Annotated in this window: 16 protein-coding genes and 1 pseudogene; 9 read left to right on the plus strand and 8 right to left on the minus strand. The window is 65.6% G+C overall.

The genetic code is table 11. The annotated features are described in order from the left end of the window. Positions 1-102 precede the first annotated feature (102 nt). Positions 103-1,023, plus strand: coding sequence for a bestrophin family protein (locus AB4061_RS06600; RefSeq protein ID WP_441632057.1), 921 nt, complete (start codon positions 103-105; stop codon positions 1,021-1,023). A 69-nt stretch (positions 1,024-1,092) separates the two neighbouring features. On the opposite strand, the gene AB4061_RS06605 is transcribed toward AB4061_RS06600, so the two are convergent. Further along, the gene (locus tag AB4061_RS06605; protein ID WP_441632059.1) at positions 1,093-2,151 is read right to left on the minus strand and encodes a Dyp-type peroxidase; all 1,059 of its coding nucleotides are present in this window, start codon (positions 2,149-2,151) and stop codon (positions 1,093-1,095) included. Between the two features lie 209 nt (positions 2,152-2,360). Between AB4061_RS06605 and AB4061_RS06610 the strand changes: the two genes are divergently transcribed. Then, complete coding sequence (locus AB4061_RS06610; RefSeq protein WP_441632061.1) at positions 2,361-2,516, plus strand: DUF2474 domain-containing protein; 156 nt, start codon at positions 2,361-2,363, stop codon at positions 2,514-2,516. A gap of 97 nt (positions 2,517-2,613) precedes the next feature. Further along, positions 2,614-2,811 carry a hypothetical protein gene (locus AB4061_RS06615; RefSeq protein WP_441632063.1) on the plus strand — a complete coding sequence of 66 codons (198 nt, stop codon included), beginning with the start codon at positions 2,614-2,616 and terminating at the stop codon, positions 2,809-2,811. A gap of 17 nt (positions 2,812-2,828) precedes the next feature. Here AB4061_RS06615 and AB4061_RS06620 read toward each other — a convergent pair. After that, a pseudogene (locus AB4061_RS06620) lies at positions 2,829-3,164 on the minus strand (family 1 encapsulin nanocompartment shell protein); the annotation flags it as partial. Between the two features lie 499 nt (positions 3,165-3,663). On the opposite strand from AB4061_RS06620, the gene AB4061_RS06625 reads away from it, so the two are divergent. Then, positions 3,664-6,405 carry an AAA family ATPase gene (locus tag AB4061_RS06625; protein WP_441632144.1) on the plus strand — a complete coding sequence of 914 codons (2,742 nt, stop codon included), beginning with the start codon at positions 3,664-3,666 and terminating at the stop codon, positions 6,403-6,405. Positions 6,406-6,480: 75 nt separating this feature from the next. Further along, positions 6,481-8,757 carry an FdhF/YdeP family oxidoreductase gene (locus tag AB4061_RS06630; RefSeq protein WP_441632065.1) on the plus strand — a complete coding sequence of 759 codons (2,277 nt, stop codon included), beginning with the start codon at positions 6,481-6,483 and terminating at the stop codon, positions 8,755-8,757. Here AB4061_RS06630 and AB4061_RS06635 read toward each other — a convergent pair whose 3' ends face one another. The 5 genes from AB4061_RS06635 to AB4061_RS06655 all read right to left on the minus strand — a co-directional run bounded on the left by AB4061_RS06635 (position 8,758) and on the right by AB4061_RS06655 (position 16,560). After that, a complete protein-coding gene (locus tag AB4061_RS06635) occupies positions 8,758-10,290 on the minus strand; it encodes an efflux transporter outer membrane subunit (protein WP_441632067.1) in 1,533 nt (510 codons plus the stop codon). It lies immediately after the preceding gene. 6 nt (positions 10,291-10,296) lie between these two features. Beyond that, positions 10,297-11,424, minus strand: a complete 1,128-nt coding sequence (locus AB4061_RS06640; protein ID WP_441632069.1) for an ABC transporter permease — start codon at positions 11,422-11,424, stop codon at positions 10,297-10,299. A gap of 15 nt (positions 11,425-11,439) precedes the next feature. Then, entirely contained in the window at positions 11,440-14,214 is a 2,775-nt protein-coding gene (rbbA, locus tag AB4061_RS06645) for a ribosome-associated ATPase/putative transporter RbbA (RefSeq protein ID WP_441632071.1), read from the minus strand. A gap of 4 nt (positions 14,215-14,218) precedes the next feature. After that, positions 14,219-15,205 carry an HlyD family secretion protein gene (locus AB4061_RS06650; RefSeq protein ID WP_441632073.1) on the minus strand — a complete coding sequence of 329 codons (987 nt, stop codon included), beginning with the start codon at positions 15,203-15,205 and terminating at the stop codon, positions 14,219-14,221. A 347-nt stretch (positions 15,206-15,552) separates the two neighbouring features. Next, positions 15,553-16,560 carry a zinc-dependent alcohol dehydrogenase family protein gene (locus AB4061_RS06655; RefSeq protein WP_441632146.1) on the minus strand — a complete coding sequence of 336 codons (1,008 nt, stop codon included), beginning with the start codon at positions 16,558-16,560 and terminating at the stop codon, positions 15,553-15,555. A gap of 56 nt (positions 16,561-16,616) precedes the next feature. Between AB4061_RS06655 and AB4061_RS06660 the strand changes: the two genes are divergently transcribed. From AB4061_RS06660 to AB4061_RS06675, 4 genes are all read left to right on the plus strand, one after another. Beyond that, entirely contained in the window at positions 16,617-16,793 is a 177-nt protein-coding gene (locus AB4061_RS06660) for a hypothetical protein (RefSeq protein WP_441632074.1), read from the plus strand. Between the two features lie 111 nt (positions 16,794-16,904). Next, a complete protein-coding gene (locus AB4061_RS06665; protein ID WP_441632076.1) occupies positions 16,905-17,291 on the plus strand; it encodes a TraR/DksA family transcriptional regulator in 387 nt (128 codons plus the stop codon). A gap of 99 nt (positions 17,292-17,390) precedes the next feature. Continuing rightward, positions 17,391-17,894 (plus strand): BCAM0308 family protein, encoded by a 504-nt coding sequence (locus AB4061_RS06670; RefSeq protein WP_441632078.1) that lies wholly within the window; start codon positions 17,391-17,393, stop codon positions 17,892-17,894. Positions 17,895-18,055: 161 nt separating this feature from the next. Further along, on the plus strand, positions 18,056-18,721 hold the full coding sequence (locus AB4061_RS06675) for a phosphoribosyltransferase (RefSeq protein ID WP_441632080.1): 666 nt from the start codon (positions 18,056-18,058) through the stop codon (positions 18,719-18,721). On the opposite strand, the gene AB4061_RS06680 is transcribed toward AB4061_RS06675, so the two are convergent. After that, positions 18,622-18,897, minus strand: a complete 276-nt coding sequence (locus AB4061_RS06680) for a hypothetical protein (RefSeq protein ID WP_441632082.1) — start codon at positions 18,895-18,897, stop codon at positions 18,622-18,624. The two genes, AB4061_RS06675 and AB4061_RS06680, sit on opposite strands and share 100 nt — an antisense overlap. Positions 18,898-18,905: the final 8 nt, after the last annotated feature.

Raw genomic sequence — 18,905 nt, forward strand, 5'->3', positions numbered from 1 at the left:
GGCGTTCCGGTCCTTTGCCGGACTGCATGGCCGCACCGCAGTTTGCTCCAGCTAGCCCTGGCGCATTCCCCCACCCGCACCAATGCCGGAGAGTAAGCCGCCATGATTGTGAGGCCGAGACAAAATTGGTTCCTGATGCTGTTCGTCTGGAACGGTTCGGTATTGCAAACCATCATTCCCCAGCTTGTTTTCATGGGGGCTGTCAGCAGCCTCGCCGTGTTTACCCATGGGAAGGTGTTTGGCGAAAAGATCCCGCTAAATACGGCGCCATTCACGCTGTTTGGCCTGGCGTTGGCCATCTTTCTCGCGTTCCGGAACAACGCGAGCTACGACCGTTTCAACGAGGCTCGCCACCTGTGGGGCAACCTGCTGATTGCATCGCGCTCGCTCACTTCGCAGATGCTTTGCTACCTGCCGGAACACCTGGCGGCGGCGGATCGCACCCGGCTCGCCAATACGCTGATCGCGTTCATCTATGCGCTTAAGCATCGGTTGCGCACGACCGACCCGACAGAGGACCTGCGCCGCTTCCTCGGCCCTGAGCAAATGGCGGCATTGCATGGGAAATCCTACACGCCGACGGCCTTGCTGAATGACCTTCGCCGCAGCCTCGCCCGCTACCAGGGACAGGCCGCCGCAGCCGACACCACGCGCTGGATACTCGACACCCAGATCAACGAGTTGGGTAAGGCGCTTGGGGGATGCGAGCGGCTCGTCTCCACGCCAATTCCATTTGCCTATAACGTGCTGCTGCACCGCACGGTCTACGCCTATTGCGTACTGCTTCCGTTTGGCCTGGTCGACTCGACGGAGTTCTTCACGCCATTGCTATGCGTCTTCATCTCCTACACGCTGATCGCACTGGAGGCGATCGCAAGTGAAGTCGCCGAGCCCTTCGGACTGGCACCGAACGCGCTGGCGCTCGATGCCATGACGCGCAATATCGAGCGGTCGATTCTCGAGCTTTGCGATCGCGAGATGCCGGCGGAAACGGTGGCAGTCCGGCCTTATCAATTCACGTAGCCGATCTTCCCGATCGGCGGGAGTCAGCAGGTGCCGAGCATGCCAACCAGGTCACCGAGGTCAACGAGGTCAATCGGCTTCCGATGCCGCTTTGAGCGAACCAATCTTCAGGGAGCCGTCCTGGCGTTGCGCCTCGGACGGCGAAGGGGAGCCTTGCCCCCCACTATCCGCTTGAATGGCGTTTGGGTGACGCTCGGCAAGGGCTTCCAGCAGCGTGGCAGAAGGAACGAAGAACAGTCCTCCGGTGACTGCCCTGCTGAAGTCAAGCAGCCTGTCATAGTTTCCAGGCGGCCGCCCGACGAACATGTTCTCAAGCATCTGCTCCAGCGGCTTGGGCGAGCGGGCATACCCGATGAAGAACGTGCCAAACTCGCCTTTGCCCGGCTGTCCAAAGGGCATGTTGTCGCGCAGGATCTTCACCTCCTCTCCGTCTTCCTCGAGGGTGGTGAGCGAACTATGCGACGACGACGGCTTGACCGCTGCATCGAGCTCGATGTCCGACAGCTTTGTGCGGCCGATGATTCGCTCTTGCGTCTCGACGGAAAGATTATTCCAGCCAGCCATGTCATGCAGATACTTCTGCACCATCACGTAGCTGCCCCCGGCGAACGAGGCGTCCTCATCACCAATGATCGTGAAGCGGATGGATTCGGCTCCCGTCGGGTTCTCGGTGCCATCGACAAAGCCGACCATGCTGCGCATGTCGAAGTAGCGAAAGCCATGGATTTCGTCAACCACCGACACGGCCGCGCCAAGCCGGCTCATCAACTGTGTTGCGAGTTCGAAGCACAGATCCATCTGGTCGGCGCGAATGTGCAGGAGCAGGTCGCCCGGTGTCGCCATGGCGCGGCGATCGCCGGCACCAAATTCGCGAAAGGCATGCAGGCTGGCCGGACGCGGGGCTGCGAACAGTCTGTCCCAGGCATCCGAACCAAATCCGCAGACGCACGAGAGGTTGCCGCCGGGGACTCGCTTGCCCACGGCACGAACGAGGGCGCCGATATCCGCGCACAACGCGCGCACTGTATCTGCGCTGTTCTCGCCTGCGGACACGACTGCGACGATGAAGATCGCGCTACGGGTGATCGGACTGCTTACGGCTTGCTGCTCGGGGACGATGTTTGCCATGTTGACGAGTGTCTTCCAGGACGAGTTTCAAGAATGGTGGAATGATCAATGGCCGTTCGCGATAACCTCGAAATAACCTCGCGATAGCTGGACCGCTGTCTATCCTATCATTCAAAGGTGCCTATGCTGGGTGGATGGCTGACTTGCTTCGCGGGAAGGTTAAGTTCGCCGAACGCGAGCGTCGCTAATCCCTCCTGAGGATCAGAGAGATGAACAATAGGCTAGATCGGGCTTCAAGGTGGCGCAGCCGCTGGAAAGAACTATTTTGGCTGATCGGACTCTGGGCCGCCGGCGTGCTGTCAGTCGCTTTGGTCGCGGCACTCATCCGGCTCGCGATGGGGGCAATTGGATTCAAGTCTCATTGAATACGAGGATGGACCCTGGGTTCATCGACCGGCGGTGTCTATTGACAAGTGCGGCTTGGCCAAGGCAGGACCTTGCGTTTTAGTGGGGAGCCCGAACATGCAGGAATTTGACTTTTACATCCATCTCAAGAAGCCGACGCTGGGGCTCTACGTGCTGAAGGGGGCAGGCCTGCCCGACCTCCAGGATGCAAGTCAGTGGCAGTTCGAAGGGCATGTCTGGCAGAGCGACCTGCCGGCCGGGCTCCTGAAGGAACTGCAAGCCAATGGCCACGCGTTTCAGGAGCTGGGCGTGTGAGTGTGCTCCCGATCCTGTGCGAGCTTGCGCGCCGCATCCTTCAGTGGCTGCAGGTCGGGATTGTTCGACCCACGCTCGACGCTATCCATCTCCAGGCGCGACAGCGCAAACGGGACCCGTAGTTCCACCAGCGCCCGCACATCCCGTTGGACCGCTTCGATGCCTTCGCCCGGTGGCGCGATTTCCCGCAGTTGGCCCGTACCGACCGCGGAGAGTGCGAGACCCTTCGGCCCAATCACATCGACAACACGCCGAGCCGCGAAGTAGCGTTTGAGGGTGCGGGATGCTTCCTGCTCAATCTGCTCCCAAGCAACGTTGGAGATTGGCGCCAACTGCCGATGGAGATTGTTCATTTGAAGGCTTCCTTTGACTGGCCGCTGCGCGTCGGCGCGTCATTGCGTCGGTGCTCGAGCATTCTCAACGAACGTCAGGGACCGGGCAAGAGCACAGCAAGGCCTCTGCCGCATCGCATTGTGCAAGCCGATCCCACTGTGCTCTAAACGGTCTCTCTGCCGTGCCCGGCGATCAGGAGCCGTGCCGCCGCACCAATCGCATGCCATCCAATTTTCCTTCACAGAACGGACGGAAAAGAGGGAGAGCACAGTCGACGCGCACCGATCGCTATCAACTGTATCTTTGCGGCGGCTTGGCGATCAGCTATGTTAGCCACAGGCTGATCTTACTGCCACGAAGTCAGAAACTCACCAAGACAGGGGCAGAAAAATCAGTCAACAGCTGGATGATTCCAGTGGCTTGGCTTGGCTTGGCCTCGCAATGCCAGCACAGCCCGGCTGCCATGCCGCATCCGATTCGAACAGTCTCTACGCTTCGACCAACAGGGATCCTCACGCCATGCCAGACCTCTGCGATATCTGTAATGCACGCCCCGCGGTTGCCCGTGTCGCCGTGATAGAGAACGGCGAGCGCAGGACGCTCTCAATCTGCGACTATCACTACCGGCAGATGTTGCGGCACCAGAACATGCTGAACCCGTTCGATTCCCTGCTGAGCGGGGGAGGCGGATTGTCCCATCTGTTTGGGGGCATGGGCGGCGAGGCCGACGATGCGAGCGCGTTCTCCGCCGAGGTGCCGCGCGAATCGGTCGATGCCACTGACGCCTTCAGCGAGCAGACACTAGAGCTGTTGCAGCGCGCGGCAGAAAAGGCGCACGAGTTGCGCCGCGCCGAGCTCGACACGGAACATCTTCTGTACGTGCTTGCCGACAACGACATTGCCGGCGCGCTGCTCAAGGAACTCAAGATCTCTTCGCAGGACATCAAGGCCTATATCGACGAGCACGCGCGCACGGGGGAGGCGGCCCCCGACGCGCCACTCGACCGGATGACGATATCGCCGCGTTTGAAGAAGGCCTTTCAGTTTGCCTTCCAGGCGTCGCACGAGCTGGGTCACTCGTACGTCGGGCCCGAGCATCTGCTGATCGGCCTTGCCGCGGTACCCGAGAGCATCGCGGGTGCCCTGCTCAAGAAATATGGCGTGACACCGGAAGGCCTGCGCCAGAAGGTCGTCAAGGTGGTGGGCAAGGGCGCGGAGGATGGCCGCATCGAAGGCGGCACAGGCACGCCCAACCTGGACAAGTTTGGCCGCGATCTCACCGCGATGGCGCGCCAGGGCAAGCTCGATCCGGTGCTGGGCCGCGCGCAGGAGATCGAGAGCACGATCGAGGTGCTCGCCCGGCGCAAGAAGAACAATCCCGTGCTGATCGGCGAGCCGGGTGTGGGCAAGACGGCCATCGTGGAAGGACTCGCGCAGCGGATCGTCAACGGCGACGTGCCGGAAGTCCTGCGCGACAAGCGGCTCGTCGAGGTGAACATCAACGCGATGGTTGCGGGAGCGAAGTACCGCGGCGAATTCGAGGAGCGTGCGCAGAAGCTGATCGAGGAGGTCACCGCGAAGCAGGACGCGCTGATCCTGTTCGTGGACGAGTTGCACACGATCGTCGGGGCCGGGCAGGGCGGAGGCGAGGGCGGTCTTGACATCGCCAATGTGCTCAAGCCTGCGCTGGCGCGGGGCGAGCTCAGCCTGATCGGTGCAACGACACTGAACGAATACCAGAAGTACATCGAAAAGGATGCGGCACTTGAGCGGCGCTTTCAGCCGGTCCTCGTGCCGGAGCCGAGCGTCGAGCAGACCATCGTGATCCTGCGCGGCTTGCGTGACAAGCTGGAGGCACATCACCAGGTGACCTTCTCCGACGATGCCTTTGTCGCGGCGGCCGAATTCGCGGATCGCTACATCACGTCGCGTTTCCTGCCCGACAAGGCGATCGACCTGATCGACCAGGCTGCGGCACGGGTGCGGATCGGCGCGACATCTCGTCCGGCGGCGATCCAGGAACTGGAAGCGGAAGCCGCGCAGCTCAAGCGCGAGCAGGACTATGCGTCGTCGCGCAAGCGCTTCGACGAGGCGAAGCGCTTCGAGGAGCGCATCGGCGAGAAGCAGAAGCAGCTCGACGAGGCGATGGAGGCGTGGCAGCGAAAGACCGGCTCGGAGACGCTCGAGGTGACGGTGGCGACAGTGGCTGAGGTCGTGTCTCGTCTCACCGGCATTCCGGTCGCGGAGCTCACGCAGGCAGAACGGCAGAAACTCCTCGCCATGGAGGCGAAGTTGCGTGAGCGGGTGGTTGGCCAGGAAGATGCGGTGGTCGCGGTGAGCGACGCGGTACGTCTGTCGCGCGCGGGCCTCGGCCAGACGCACAGGCCGATCGCGACCCTGCTGTTCCTGGGACCCACCGGCGTGGGCAAGACGGAGCTTGCGAAGGCCTTGGCCGAAACCGTGTTTGGCGACGAGCAGGCGATCATCCGCATCGACATGTCCGAGTACATGGAGCGCCACGCGGTGGCGCGGCTGATCGGCGCGCCGCCGGGCTACGTGGGCTACGAAGAGGGCGGCCAGCTGACCGAACGCGTGCGGCGGCGCCCGTACAGCGTGATCCTGCTTGACGAGATCGAGAAGGCGCACCCCGACGTCTACAACGTGCTGCTGCAGGTGTTCGACGACGGCAGGCTCACCGACGGCAAAGGCCGCGTGGTCGACTTCAGCAACACGATCCTGATCGCTACCAGCAACCTCGGGGCCTCCATCATCATGGCCAACCTGGCGCGGCCCGAGGCCGCGCGCAAACCTGACAAGGCAGTCCGCGAGGCGCTGATGGACGTGCTGAAGGGGCACTTCCGTCCAGAGTTCCTGAACCGGATCGACGAGATCATCGTGTTCAACGCACTCGCCAAGGAGAATATCCGCGCGATCGTACACATCCAGCTCGATCGCATCGTGCGTACCGCGGCGGCACAAGACATCACGCTCAGCTTTGGCGAGGCGCTCGTCGACCATTTGGTCGACGTCGGCTACCAGCCCGAGTTTGGCGCACGCGAACTGAAGCGCCAGATTCGCCAGATCATCGAAACGCGTCTGGCGAAGGAGATTCTCGGCGACGCGCTGAAGTCGGGCGACAGCGCCACGATCGACTACGACAAGGACAGCGGTGACATACGGTTCGACAAGCGCCAGGCCGAGCCCAAGCCAAAGGACACCGCGTTTTCCGCCGGATCAAAGCCGAAGAAGCCGGCCGCATAGTCGATAGAGATAGCGAGGCGCGTCAAATCGGCTCGATCGCATAGCGCCACAGTTTTCATCCATGGAGTTCATCAAATGACCAATCGACGCGAAGTGCCCGGCATCAGGGAATACGACGGCCCTGCTGGCGGCTGGGGAGCGCTGCGAGCGACGGCCCAGGCCATCCGGCTGCAGATGGAAACCATCAAGGCCCCGATCACGCTGCTTCGGACCAATCAGCCGGACGGCTTCGATTGCCCGGGTTGCGCCTGGCCCGACAAGGAGCACCGCTCCAACTTCCAGTTCTGCGAGAACGGCGCGAAGGCCGTCACGTGGGAGGCGACGACCAAGCGCGTGCGCCCTGAGTTTTTCGCGAACAACACCGTGTCATCGCTGCTGCAGCGCTCGGATTTCGAGCTGGAGGACATGGGCCGGCTGACGCATCCGCTCGCATACGACCGCGCCACGGATACGTTCCGCGCTGTCGAGTGGGAGGAGGCATTCGGCCGGATCGGGCAGATCCTGCGCGGCTTGCCGCCAGACCAGGTGGAGTTCTATACGTCTGGCAGGGCCTCGAACGAGGCCGCCTACCTGTACCAGCTCTTTGTGCGGGAGTACGGCACGAACAATTTCCCTGACTGTTCGAACATGTGTCACGAGCCGACCAGTGTCGGGCTGCCGCAATCGATCGGCATCGGCAAAGGCACGGTATCGCTTGACGACTTCGACAAGTGCGATCTCATCATCGCGATCGGCCACAACCCGGGCACGAATCATCCGCGGATGATGGGCACGCTGCACGAGGCATCACGGCGCAACGTGCCCATCATCGTATTCAATCCGCTGCGCGAACGTGCCCTGGAGCGCTTCGCCGATCCGCAGAATTGGCTTGAGATGGCCACCTACGGCTCGACCCGGATTGCCTCGACCTATTTCCAGGTCAACGCCGGCGGCGACGCGGCAGCACTCAAGGGCATCATGAAGTCACTGATGGCGATGGAGGCGGAGCAGGGCAACGTGCTTGACCGCGAATTCATCGCCACGCACACGGCCGGCTTCGACGCCTTCGCTGCGGATCTTGAGGCCACGACATGGGAGGATATCGAAAAGGCGAGCGGACTATTGCAAGCCGATCTCGAACAGGTGGCTATCGCCTATGCGAAGTCGAACGCCGTGATTGTCACCTACGGCATGGGCGTCACTCAGCACAACAAGGGCACGGCCAATGTCCGCCTGATCGCCGACCTGCTGCTGTTGCGCGGTAATTTCGGCAAGCCAGGCGCTGGCATCTGTCCGCTGCGCGGGCACTCCAACGTCCAGGGAAACCGCACGGTCGGCATCACGGAGAAGCCGTCGGAGGACTTCCTCGGGCGGCTCGAGGGCGTCTTCGGCTTCCAGCTTCCCCGTGAACACGGGCACGACGCCGTCAACGCCATGGAGGCGATGATCAACGGTTCCTCGAAGGCCCTGATCTGCCTGGGCGGGAACTTCGCCGTGGCGCTTCCGGATCCCGAGCAATCCTTTCCGGCGATGGCAAAGCTCGACCTGAGCGTGCACGTCGGCACCAAGCTCAATCGCACGCACCTGCTGGTGGCGAAGGAAACCTACATCTTCCCGTGCCTTGGCCGTACCGAGCTCGATGTGCAGCAGAGCGGGCCTCAATCCATCACGGTGGAAGACTCGATGTCCATGGTCCACGCCTCGGCCGGCAAGCTTGCTCCTGCTTCCGAGCAGTTGCGCTCGGAGCCGGCCATCGTTGCCGGCATCGCGCACGCAACCTTGCCGGACAGCAAGGTGCCATGGCTGGAGCTGATTGCCGACTACGACAAGATCCGTGACCTGATAGACAGGACCATCCCGGGGTTCGAAGCCTTCAACGAACGCATCCGGACGCCGGGCGGCTTCCGCCTTCCATTGCCGCCGACCGAGCGCAAGTGGCTGACGCCCTCGGGCAAGGCCGAGTTCTCCGTGTATGGCGGCGTGCACGAGGATGCCGAGGTTCTCGGGGGTGAGAACGTGCTGCGCCTGATCACGATCCGCAGCCATGACCAGTACAACACCACGATCTACGCCCTGGATGATCGCTATCGTGGTGTGTTCGGGCGCCGCGACGTGCTGTTCATGAACGAGGCCGACCTGACGTCGCATGGACTGGAACACGGAGACCTGGTCGACATCGAAACGATCGTCTCGGACAGGCCGCTGCGGCTCAAGAACATCACGGCGATCGCCTACAGCATCGCTCGGGGATCGGTGGCCGCCTATTATCCGGAGGCGAACGTCCTGGTACCGCTTGACTACATCGACAAGGAAAGCGGCACGCCGTCATACAAATCCATTCCCGTTCGCGTGACACGTGCGGCTGGCAATTGACTATTCAATACCGGGCCGGGCGGATGCCGCATCGCCCGGCCATTCTCCGCCGAGCGCTCGATATAGCTGCACGGCCGCCAGCGCCTGCGCCGTTTGCGTCTGGATCAGTTCGTCCTCCCGCTGCAGCGCGCCGACGCGCGCGTCCAGCACATCCTGCAGCGTGCGGCGGCCGCCTTCGTAGAGGCGCGTGGCGCTCCGGCTGTTGCGCTGCGCGGTGGCGACCACCTCGGCCAGCCGGGCGCCGCGCTGGTCCAGGCTGCTGCGCTGGCTGTAGGCGTTATCCACTTCCTCCAGCGTGCGCAGCACCGCCTGGTTGTATTCCGCCTGCGCGGCCTGCAGGCGGGCGTCGCCGGCATCGATGCCGGCCTGGACGCGGCCCGCGGTGAAGATCGGCAACTGCACGCCGACGCCCACCAGCCCGCCGGTGCCGCTCAGCGCTGGCAGCCCGTCCACGTGCAGGCGCCCGTCCTGGCCGAGGAACGTCAGGTAAAACCGGGGGAACCGTTCCGCCTTGGCGCTGCCAAGCCGGGCAGCCTGCGCGCGGACCAGCGCGGCCATGGCGCGCACATCCGGGCGCCGCTCGATCACGTCGGACGGCAGCTGGCCGGCAGGCGGCGCCGGCACGAAGAGCGCGGGCGGCGGCGACAGCGCCGCCGCGGCCTGCGGCACCTGGCCGGCGAGCGCCGCAAGGCGGCGTTCCCGGATCGAGATCTGGCTGGTCAGCACCGGGCGCTGCGCCTGCAATGCGCCAAGCTGTTCGCTCACGCGGTCGACATCGTAGGACAGTGCCTGTCCGGCCGCGTAGCGCGCGCGGGTATAGCTCAGCAACTGGCCGACGATTGCCGTGCTCCGGTCCAGCTGCTGCAGGCGGCGCTGCAGGCCGCGCGCCGCCAGGTAGTTCTCGGCCACGTCGGCGGCGATCACCAGGCGCGTGCCGCGCAGGCGCTCTTGCGCGCTGAGGGCAACGGCCGCGGCGGCTTGCGCGTCGCTGCGGCGGCCGCCGAAGACGTCGACCTCCCAGGCCACGGTCAGTCCGGCAAGATGTCCGTCAAGGCCGGGCGAGGTATCGGGCAGGCCCGGGGGGCTGCGCAAGTCGGCCACGCCGCGCGCCGCGCGGGCCTGCGCCGACAGCGTCGGGTAGAGCGCCGATTCCGCAACCTGCCCGATCGCGCGTGCCTCGGCCACGCGCGCCTGGGCCACGCGCAGATCGAGATTGGCCGCCAGCGTCTCGGTCACGCGCCGCGTCAGTTCCGGGTCGTTCCAGTTTCGCCACCACTGCGCCAGGTCCTGCGCCGCAGCCGGCGCGCCCTCGGCGGGGGCTTCCCTGAACGCGGCCGGCGCCGCGATGCTGTCGGGCACGGTGACGTCGACCGTGGCGCAGCCGGCCAGGCCGACGGCGGCGATGCTTGCGAAGCTAGTAATGAGGCCGGCGAGGATGCCGCGTCGTGGATAGGTACTCAAGGCGGGAATCCGTTGGGTGAGCGGGCTGGCGGAAAGGCGTGCGTGGTAAATATGGTCAGTGTGGTCAGGCATGGCGGTCTATCCTTGCTGCGCCAGCATGGAGCGGAACCGCGTGAGCGCCAGGGCCAGGAAGATCCCGCCTGCCGCTGTCACGCCGAGCAACTGCGGCCACACCACATCCACGCCCGCGCCGCGGAACAGGATGGCCTGCGTGAGCGTGACGAACTGGGTGGTCGGCAGGAACTGCACCGCGTGCTGCATCGCCTGCGGCATGCTCTGCACCGGCGTGGCGGCGCCGGACAGCAGGTAGGCAACGGCATAGGTCGGCACCGCCAGCAGGCCGAACTGCGGCATCGCCGGCGCGATGGTCGCCAGCCACATGCCCAGCGCCGTCACCGAGAACAGGTAGAGCGCGGTGCTCAGCGCAAAGAGCCCCATCGAACCGGTGAGCGGCACATCCAGCCACAGATGCACCACCAGCCACAGCGACAGCAGGGACGCCAGGAAGATCACCGCGCCATTGGCCAGGATCTTCGCCACCGCGATCTCGCTGGCGCGCACCGGCATCACCAGCAAGTGCTCGATGGTGCCGTGCTCGCGCTCGCGGATCACCGCCGCACCTACCAGGATGATGGCCAGCACCGTGATATTCACCACGATCTGCATGGTCGACGTGAACCAGTGCGACTCCGTATTGGGATTGAACAGCACCGTGCTCTCCGCGCGCACGGGCAGCTGCGCCTCGATGCCCCGCGCGTGCAGGAATTCAAGTGCCTCCCGCGCGAAGATCTGCTGCAGGTAGCTGGCCCCGAGGCCCGCCTGGGTCATCGCGGTGGCATCGACCAGCACCTGCACCGCCGGCGTTCTTCCCGCCAGCACGTCGGCTTCGAAGCGCGGCGGGATCTCGATGGCGAAGATATAGCGTCCCCGGTCCATTTCCGCCTCGACGGCGTGCCGGTCCACATCCACCGGCGTCTTGAAATACGGCGGCCGGATCGCATCGTGCAGGCGGCGCGAGAGCTCGGAGTGGTCGGCATCCACGATGGCCACCGATGCGTTCGACACCTCGGCCTTGATGCCCTTGGCGACCGAATGCACGGCCAGCGTGAAGGCAAAAACGATCAGCGCCATCAGCGTCACATCGCTGAACAGGCTGCGCAGCTCCTTGCCGCACAGCCGGGCCACGTTCTTGCACCATTGGTTCATCGCGGCATCTCCCGGCTATGCTTCCTGCTTGCGCAGAAGCAGACGCGCGCCCGCCAGGTACAGCAGCGCGAAACCCAGCAAGGCCAGGTACATGGTGCCGAAGCTGCCCGCGCCAAGCCCCTTGGTAAAACTGCCAAGGCTGACCAGCTGGAACCACGACGACGGAAACCCCAGGCCGATCCAGTAGCTGCTGCCTGTCAGCGTCGACACCGGATACAGCAGGCCGGAGAAGTTGACCGATGGAATCAGGCACAGGATCGCGGTGCCGAAGATGGCCGCCACCTGCGAACGCACGAAGGTCGACATCAGCAGCCCGAGCGCGGTGGCCGCCAGCACGAACAGCGCGGCGCCGATCGACAAGGCGAGGAAGGAGCCCTTCAGCGGCACCTGCAGCAGCACGATGGCCAGCGCCACCAGGGTCAGGTAGCTGATCATCGCCAGCCCCACGTAGGGCAGCTGCTTGCCGATCAGGTACTCGCCCACGCTGGCCGGCGAGGCATAGAGGTTGGTGATCGACCCCATCTCCTTCTCCCGCACCACGCCGAGCGCGGTCAGCATGGTCGGGATCAGGATCAGCGCCAGCATGATGATGCCTGGCGTGATCGCGTAGATGCTGCGGAACTCCTGGTTGTAGATAAAGCGCGTCTCGATCGACACCGGCAGCGCTGCCGGGCGTGCCGGCTGCGCGCGCATCTGCCCATTGGCGTAGGCCAGCAGCACGCCGGTGACATAGGCGCGCGTGGTGGCGCCCGGGAACGGGCTGGACCCGTCGATGCGGAATGCGAGCTGCGGCTGGCGCCCGGCCAGCAGGTCGCGCTCGAAGCCGGGCGGCAGCTCGACGATCAGCATGGCGGCTGCGGCGCGCAGGCGCCGGTCGGCGTCCGCCTCGCTGTGCACGCCATCGGTCTGCACGAAGTAGCGCGAGCCGGAGAACTGCTCCACCAGCTCGCGGCTGGCACGGCTCTGGTCACGGTCCAGCACGGCGAAGCGCACGTTCTCTACATCGAAGGACACGCTCCACGCCGCGGCGCACAGCAGCACGATCGGGCCGAGGATGGCGAATGCCAGCCGGAGCCGGTCGCGCGCGAGCTCCATGGCCTCGCGCCTGGCGAACGCCCAGGTCCGCGCCAGCCGCGAGCCGCCGGCATGCGCGGCTGGCCTGTCGGCCGGCGCGGGGGATGGGGCGGGCGGCGCGGGCGCTGCCTTCGCCGCAGCCGCAGCAGCAGCGGCAGCGCCGTTCTCCGGGGTCTCCGCCTGCTCCAGGTAGCTGACGAACGCATCCTCCAGCGTCCGCGCGCCGCAGCTTTCCCGCAGCGCGTCCGGGCTGCCCACGGCCAGCACGCGGCCGCGGTGCATGAAGGAGATGCGGTCGCAGCGCGCCGCCTCGTTCATGAAGTGCGTGGAAACGAAGATCGTCACGCGCTGCTGGCGCGACAGCTGGACCAGATGGCGCCAGAACATGTCCCGCGCGCCGGGGTCCACGCCGGAGGTGGGCTCGTCGAGGATCAGCACTTCCGGATGGTGCAGGCAGGCCGCAGCCAGCTGCAGGCGCTGGCGGATGCCGAGCGACAGGGCGGCAGGCCGCGCATCGGCATGCTGGTCCAGCTCGAAATCGAGCAGGGCCTGCCCGACCGCCTTCTGCGCGCGCTCGCCCTCCATCCGGTAGAGCCTGGCATGCAGGTCCAGGTTCTGCCGTACCGTCAGCTCCTCATACAGCGAGAACGCCTGCGACATATAGCCCACCCGCATGCGGGTACGCATATCGCCGGCGTCGATGGTCTGGCCGAGCAGGCGCGCGGTGCCGCTGGTGGCATCCAGCAGCCCGGTCAGCATCTTCATGGTGGTGGTCTTGCCGCAGCCATTGGAGCCGAGAAAGCCGAAGATCTCGCTGCGCTCGATGCGAAAGCTCACATTGTCCACGGCGGTAAAGGCACCGAAGCGCCGCGTCAGCCCCTCGGCCTCGATGGCGGGTTTGTCGCCATCCGGCGGGCGGGGCGGGATCACCAGCCCCGTGGCATCGCCGCGCCGGGCCGCCGGCAGCAGCGAAATATAGGCCTGCTCCAGGTCGCCGGTGCCCGCGCGCGCCAGCACATCGGCGGTAGGGTCGCACACCAGCACCTTGCCCGCATCCATGGCCACCAGATGCTCGAAGCGCTGCGCCTCCTCGATATACGCGGTGGCGACGATCACCGTCATATTGCTGTGCTCGGCGCGCAGATCCTCCACCAGGGTCCAGAACTGGCGCCGCGACAGCGGGTCCACGCCCGTGGTGGGCTCGTCGAGAATCAGCAGGTCCGGGTTGTGGACCAGCGCGCAGCACAGGCCGAGCTTCTGCTTCATGCCGCCCGAGAGCTTGCCCGCCGGACGGTCGGGGAAGGGCGCCAGCCCGGTGGCGGCCAGCAGGCGCTCGATGCGCTGGCGCCGCTCGGCGCCGCCCAGGCCAAACAGCCGGGCAAAGAAGTCCACGTTCTCGTAGACCGACAGCGTCGGGTACAGGTTGCGTCCCAGCCCCTGCGGCATGAACGCCACGCGCGGCAACAGCGCCTCGCGCGCCTGCCGGTCGCGCAAGTCCGCGCCCAGCACGGCGGCATGGCCCTGCTGGATACGCTTGACCCCGGCAATCACGCCGAGCAGCGTCGATTTACCGACGCCATCGGGGCCGATCAGGCCGATGGTGGCATTGCCGGGCAGCGTGAGCGACACATTGTCCAGCGCCACGCTGGTGCCGTAGCGGTGCGACAAGCCATCGATCCGGATGGCCGTGGCACCGTTGGGGTGCGGGCTTGGCATGGCGTCAGGCCGGCTGCCGGGGCAGCGTCAGCGCAGCGGGCCAGGACTGCCTGGCATCCAGGCGCACGAAGCCATCGCCCGTCATGCCGGCTTTCAGTTTGGCCGCGTAACGCTGGGCAACCTCGGGCGCCAGCTGCAGCTTGACGCGATACATCAGCTTGGCGCGCTCGGCATCGGTCTCGACATACTTGGGGGTGAACTGGGCCTCGCTGGCCACAAAGCTGACACGGGCCGGGATCGGTTCGTCCTTCATTGCGTCCAGCACGATGCGCGCCTCGTCGCCAATAGCCAGCTTGCCGGCAGCACCCGCGGGCAGGAACACCGTGAAATACATATCGGCCAGGTTCAGCAGCGACACCACGCGGCCGCCCGCCGGCAGCACCGTGCCGACCTCGATCACGCGATACTCCACACGCCCGGCCACCGGCGCGCGGATGGTTGCCTCATCCAGCAGGATCTTCAGGCGGGCAATCTGGGCATCGGCCTCTGCGATCGCTGCGTTGGCCTCGCCAAGCGCCGCGCGCGCGCCGGTCACGCCCGCGCTCTCGCCATCCAGGCCAAGCTGCCGGCGATCGCGCTCCACGGAAGAAATCTGGCGGTCCTGGTAGAGCTTGACCGCCTCGGTCAACTCCAGCCGCGCCAGCCGCTGGCGGCTCGCGCGCCCCTCGATCTCCGCCTGCGCGCGCGACGCCGCCTGCACGGCACGCTCGCGGGCTGCAGTGGCAAGGCTGAGTTGAGTCAATAATTCGGCGTCATCCTGTCGGGCCACCACGGCGCCCGCAGCCAGGGCATCGCCCTCGCGAACCGGCAGATCGATGACGCGGCCCGGATACTTCACCGCCACGTCAAGGCGGCCGATCTCCATGCGCCCGTTGCTGTGGACCACATCAGCCGGCCACGGATCGCGCTGGCTGCCAAGCCACCACGCGGCAGCGCCAATGGCGCCGGCAACGAACAATACCGCTATACCCCAGCTTGGTTTGAGTTTCATCGGCTACCTGTGCACCTGTGCGCTGAATGATGGAATGCCGCCGGGCGCTCCAGGGGTTTCAGGGTGTCGGGCAAAGGGGAGGGGAGACGACAAAGACAGACCTTGATCCGCGGGGCGACGGCGTAGGTTCGAATGCTATCCGGCGAGGTGGGGTGCGAACTTGATCTAGCGCAAGTTGGTGCCGAAGGGGGCACTTTTTGGAAGGGGAGTTCTAATTGGTGCCGTGTTTGGTGCCGTGTTTTGTACCGTGTTCAATGTGTCGGTTGCCCAAGCAATGTCACGTTTGGCGACGCTCACTAGCCGGCCCTCTGCCTTGCTGCCTGCCAATCACACCGGCAGCAGGCACGCTAGGCGATGCGCAGTACCGCCGCGCCTGCCAGGCGGCCCGTGCGCAGGTCGGCCAGCGCCGCATTGGCCTGCGCCAGCGGATAGACCGTCGTGGTGGTGCGCAGCGGCGTGGCCCGGGCGATTCGCATCAGTTCCAGCCCGTCGTCGCGCGTGAGGTTGGCCACCGACACGATCGACCGCTCCTCCCATAGCAGGCGATAGGGGAAGGCCGGAATATCGCTCATGTGGATGCCACCGCAAACCACGGTACCGCCCTTGGCGACGGCTTGCAGCGCCATCGGCACCAGCGCACCCACCGGTGCGAAGATCAGCGCGGCATCGAGCGGCTGCGGCGCGGGCTGGTCGCTCGGACCGGTCCAGCACGCCCCGGTGTCACGGGCGAGCTGGCAGGCGGCGGCATCGCCGGGCCGTGTGAAGGCAAAGATCTCGCGCCGCTGGGCGACGGCGATCTGCGTCACCAGGTGGGCCGCCGCGCCAAATCCGTAGATGCCGATAGACCGGACCTCACGGGCGTTGCCCGCCATGCGCAGTGTGCGGTAGCCAATCAGGCCCGCGCACAGCAACGGCGCCGCATGCTCGTCGTCGTAGTGATCCGGGATCGGGAAGCAATAGCGGCGGTCGGCTACCACGTACTCGGCGTAGCCGCCGTCACGCGTATAGCCGGTGAACTGCGGCGTATCGCACAGGTTTTCGCGACCCGCGGCGCAATAGCCACAGTGCCCGCAGGTCTGCCCGAGCCACGGCACGCCAACCCGGTCGCCCGGGGCAAGGTCTGTCACGCCAGCGCCACAGGACTCGACCCTGCCGACGACTTCGTGTCCGGGAATGAGCGCCGCTTTCGGGTGCGCGAGTTCGCCGTCGACAATGTGCAGGTCGGTGCGGCAGACGCCGCAAGTGCTCACGGCGATACGTACTTCGCCTGGGCCGGGAATTGGCACGGGGACTCGCGCCAGGCGCAGGGCCGGCCCGGTGCCTTCGAAAATCATTGCGCGCATCGTCTCGTGCATGGCGACATCCTCGGCGGTGCCCAGCATTTATCCTAGGTCACGCCGACTGGCGCCGCTTGATCCGCATCGATGGCGTACGCGAGGCGCCAGTCCCTGTGCGCAAGGCGGCATGCAGCACGCTGGGGTTGGACGAGCCGCTGGCGCGGGGCGATGTCGCCGATGCGATCGAGCAGGCTGCATCCGCGCCCACGCGCACCATGCCTGCGGCTAGCTCTGCGCATGGCCGGAAGTGAGATTGACGCGGATCAAGCTAACTGGCAGCCACCAACTATATTGAAGATTGAAGCGGAACGAGGGTTCAGCGCGCTACGCCGAAGGCACTTTGCCGCGCCCGGGAGTCGACGATGTCCGATTTAACTTTAACGAAAGAGCAACTCTCCAGCCTCGTCACCTTGCTGGACAGCGCAGAGCAAAGGATCCGTGGCCAGGCGGATGCCGCAGCCGTTTCCCGTACTGTGTCCGCCGAGCGCGGCGGGAGCGACGACGCGGATCTCGCCGAGCATGGCACCGAGGAGCGCATGGACGATGCCGTGGCGGAACACTATCGCATGGAACTGGCCGACATAGCGGTGGCGCGTAAGCGGATCGCCAGGCTCAGCTACGGCGTGTGCTTGGACTGCGGCGAACCCATTCCTTATCCGCGGCTGCAAGCCTATCCCACGGCCAAACGCTGCACCCCGTGCCAGCGCAAGCACGAGCACATGTTCGGGGCGCCGAGTGGCATGCGATGAGCATGGGCGGGCGTTCCAGTGGGCGGGCTCGCCAGGTGAGTCCGCCATACAGCAGGCAGGCCGCATGGGCGCTGCCCGAGTCGATTTCAGGAGCCAGACATGAAAGTCCGTGAGCGTTCGAGCCAGGTCAGGCCGGCCCGTTGGGACCGAATTCCCGAGGATCTCATCCACGATGCCTACAAGCAGCCGGGGCAGGCGCCTGCCGTCGCTTCCTGTCCTGCTTGCCACGCGGTCTTACTGAAAGGACGTTGGCAATGGCGGGCCGTGCCGCCCGGCGCCAAGGCGCTGATGTGCCCGGCCTGCCACCGCGTCGCCGACCATGTGCCCGCGGCGCAGTTGACGCTGGATGGGGCGTTCCAGCAGGCGCACCGGGACGAGATTCTCGGGCTGGTGCGGCACCGCGAAGCCCTGATGAGAGAGAGTCATCCGATGGAGCGCATCATGGCGACGCAGGCTCAGGCGGATCGCATCACCATCACGACCACGGGCTTTCACCTGGCACGCGATATCGGCTCTGCCGTGCATCATGCGTATCGGGGCAAGCTGGAAATCGACTATCCCGACGCCGACGAGACCCTGTATGTTCATTGGCACCGCGCTTGATGGCCGCAAGCCCGCCCGGTGGCTGGCATGGCAACCCGGCGGGCAGGGCGGTCATGGCGCGCGTGGGGGCCGTCTAGCCTGGCAGACACTTCGTCGTACGGCGTCGATGGAAGTCGCTGGCCGGCTAGCCAGCTAACCCCTTGCCGGCAAGAGGTGATGTCATGACTTTCCAGGACAGGAACGAGGCCGCCGCGCGGCTGGCCGAAGCGCTCTCCCGGTACTGCGACGCCCATCCCCTGGTGCTGGCTATTCCACGGGGCGGCGTGCCGATGGGCAAGATACTCGCCGACCGGCTCGGCGGCGAACTGGACGTGGTCCTGGTCAGGAAGCTAGGGGCGCCATTCGACCGCGAGATGGCGGTCGGCGCGGTCGATGAAAGCGGCTGGGTCTACGTGACGCCCTACGCCGCGCGCGTTGGCGCCGATTCCCGCTATCTCAACCAGGAGCGCGACGAACAGCTTGCATTGCTGCGCCGCCGCCGGGAGCAATACACGCCGGGGCGCTCCGCGCGTGCGCTGGACGGGCGCACGGTGATCGTGGTGGACGATGGGCTTGCCACGGGCGCCACCATGATTGCCGCATTGCATGCCGTGCGGCAGCAGCATCCTGCCCTTCTGGTATGTGCTGTGCCCGTGGCCGCGCCGGCTTCGCTCGCCGAGGTGCGGCGTTACGCGGATGAGGTGGTCTGCCTGCGGTCGCCGGCCAATTTTTCCGCCGTCGGTGAGCATTATCGGGAGTTTCCGCAGGTTGAGGATGAGGAAGTGGTGGCTTGCCTGGAGGGGGATTCGGGGCAGCACGGGGAGGGGCGTCTGGCGGGACGGGGGTAGGGGGGACGTCCGAGATTGTCGAGCACGTCCGCCACGTCGACGTCGGCGCTGTCCCCGAGCGAGACGAAGCGAGAAGAGCCGATCCGGCGCGATCTTGCCCAGTGCGGCACCACCGTGGTCAGGGCGCCGGAGTGCGAGAGGATACGCAGCAGATACGGCCTGGCGGCGCCGAGCATCGTCTCCT

Source organism: Cupriavidus sp. YAF13 (genome assembly GCF_052113425.1).
Lineage (GTDB): Bacteria > Pseudomonadota > Gammaproteobacteria > Burkholderiales > Burkholderiaceae > Cupriavidus.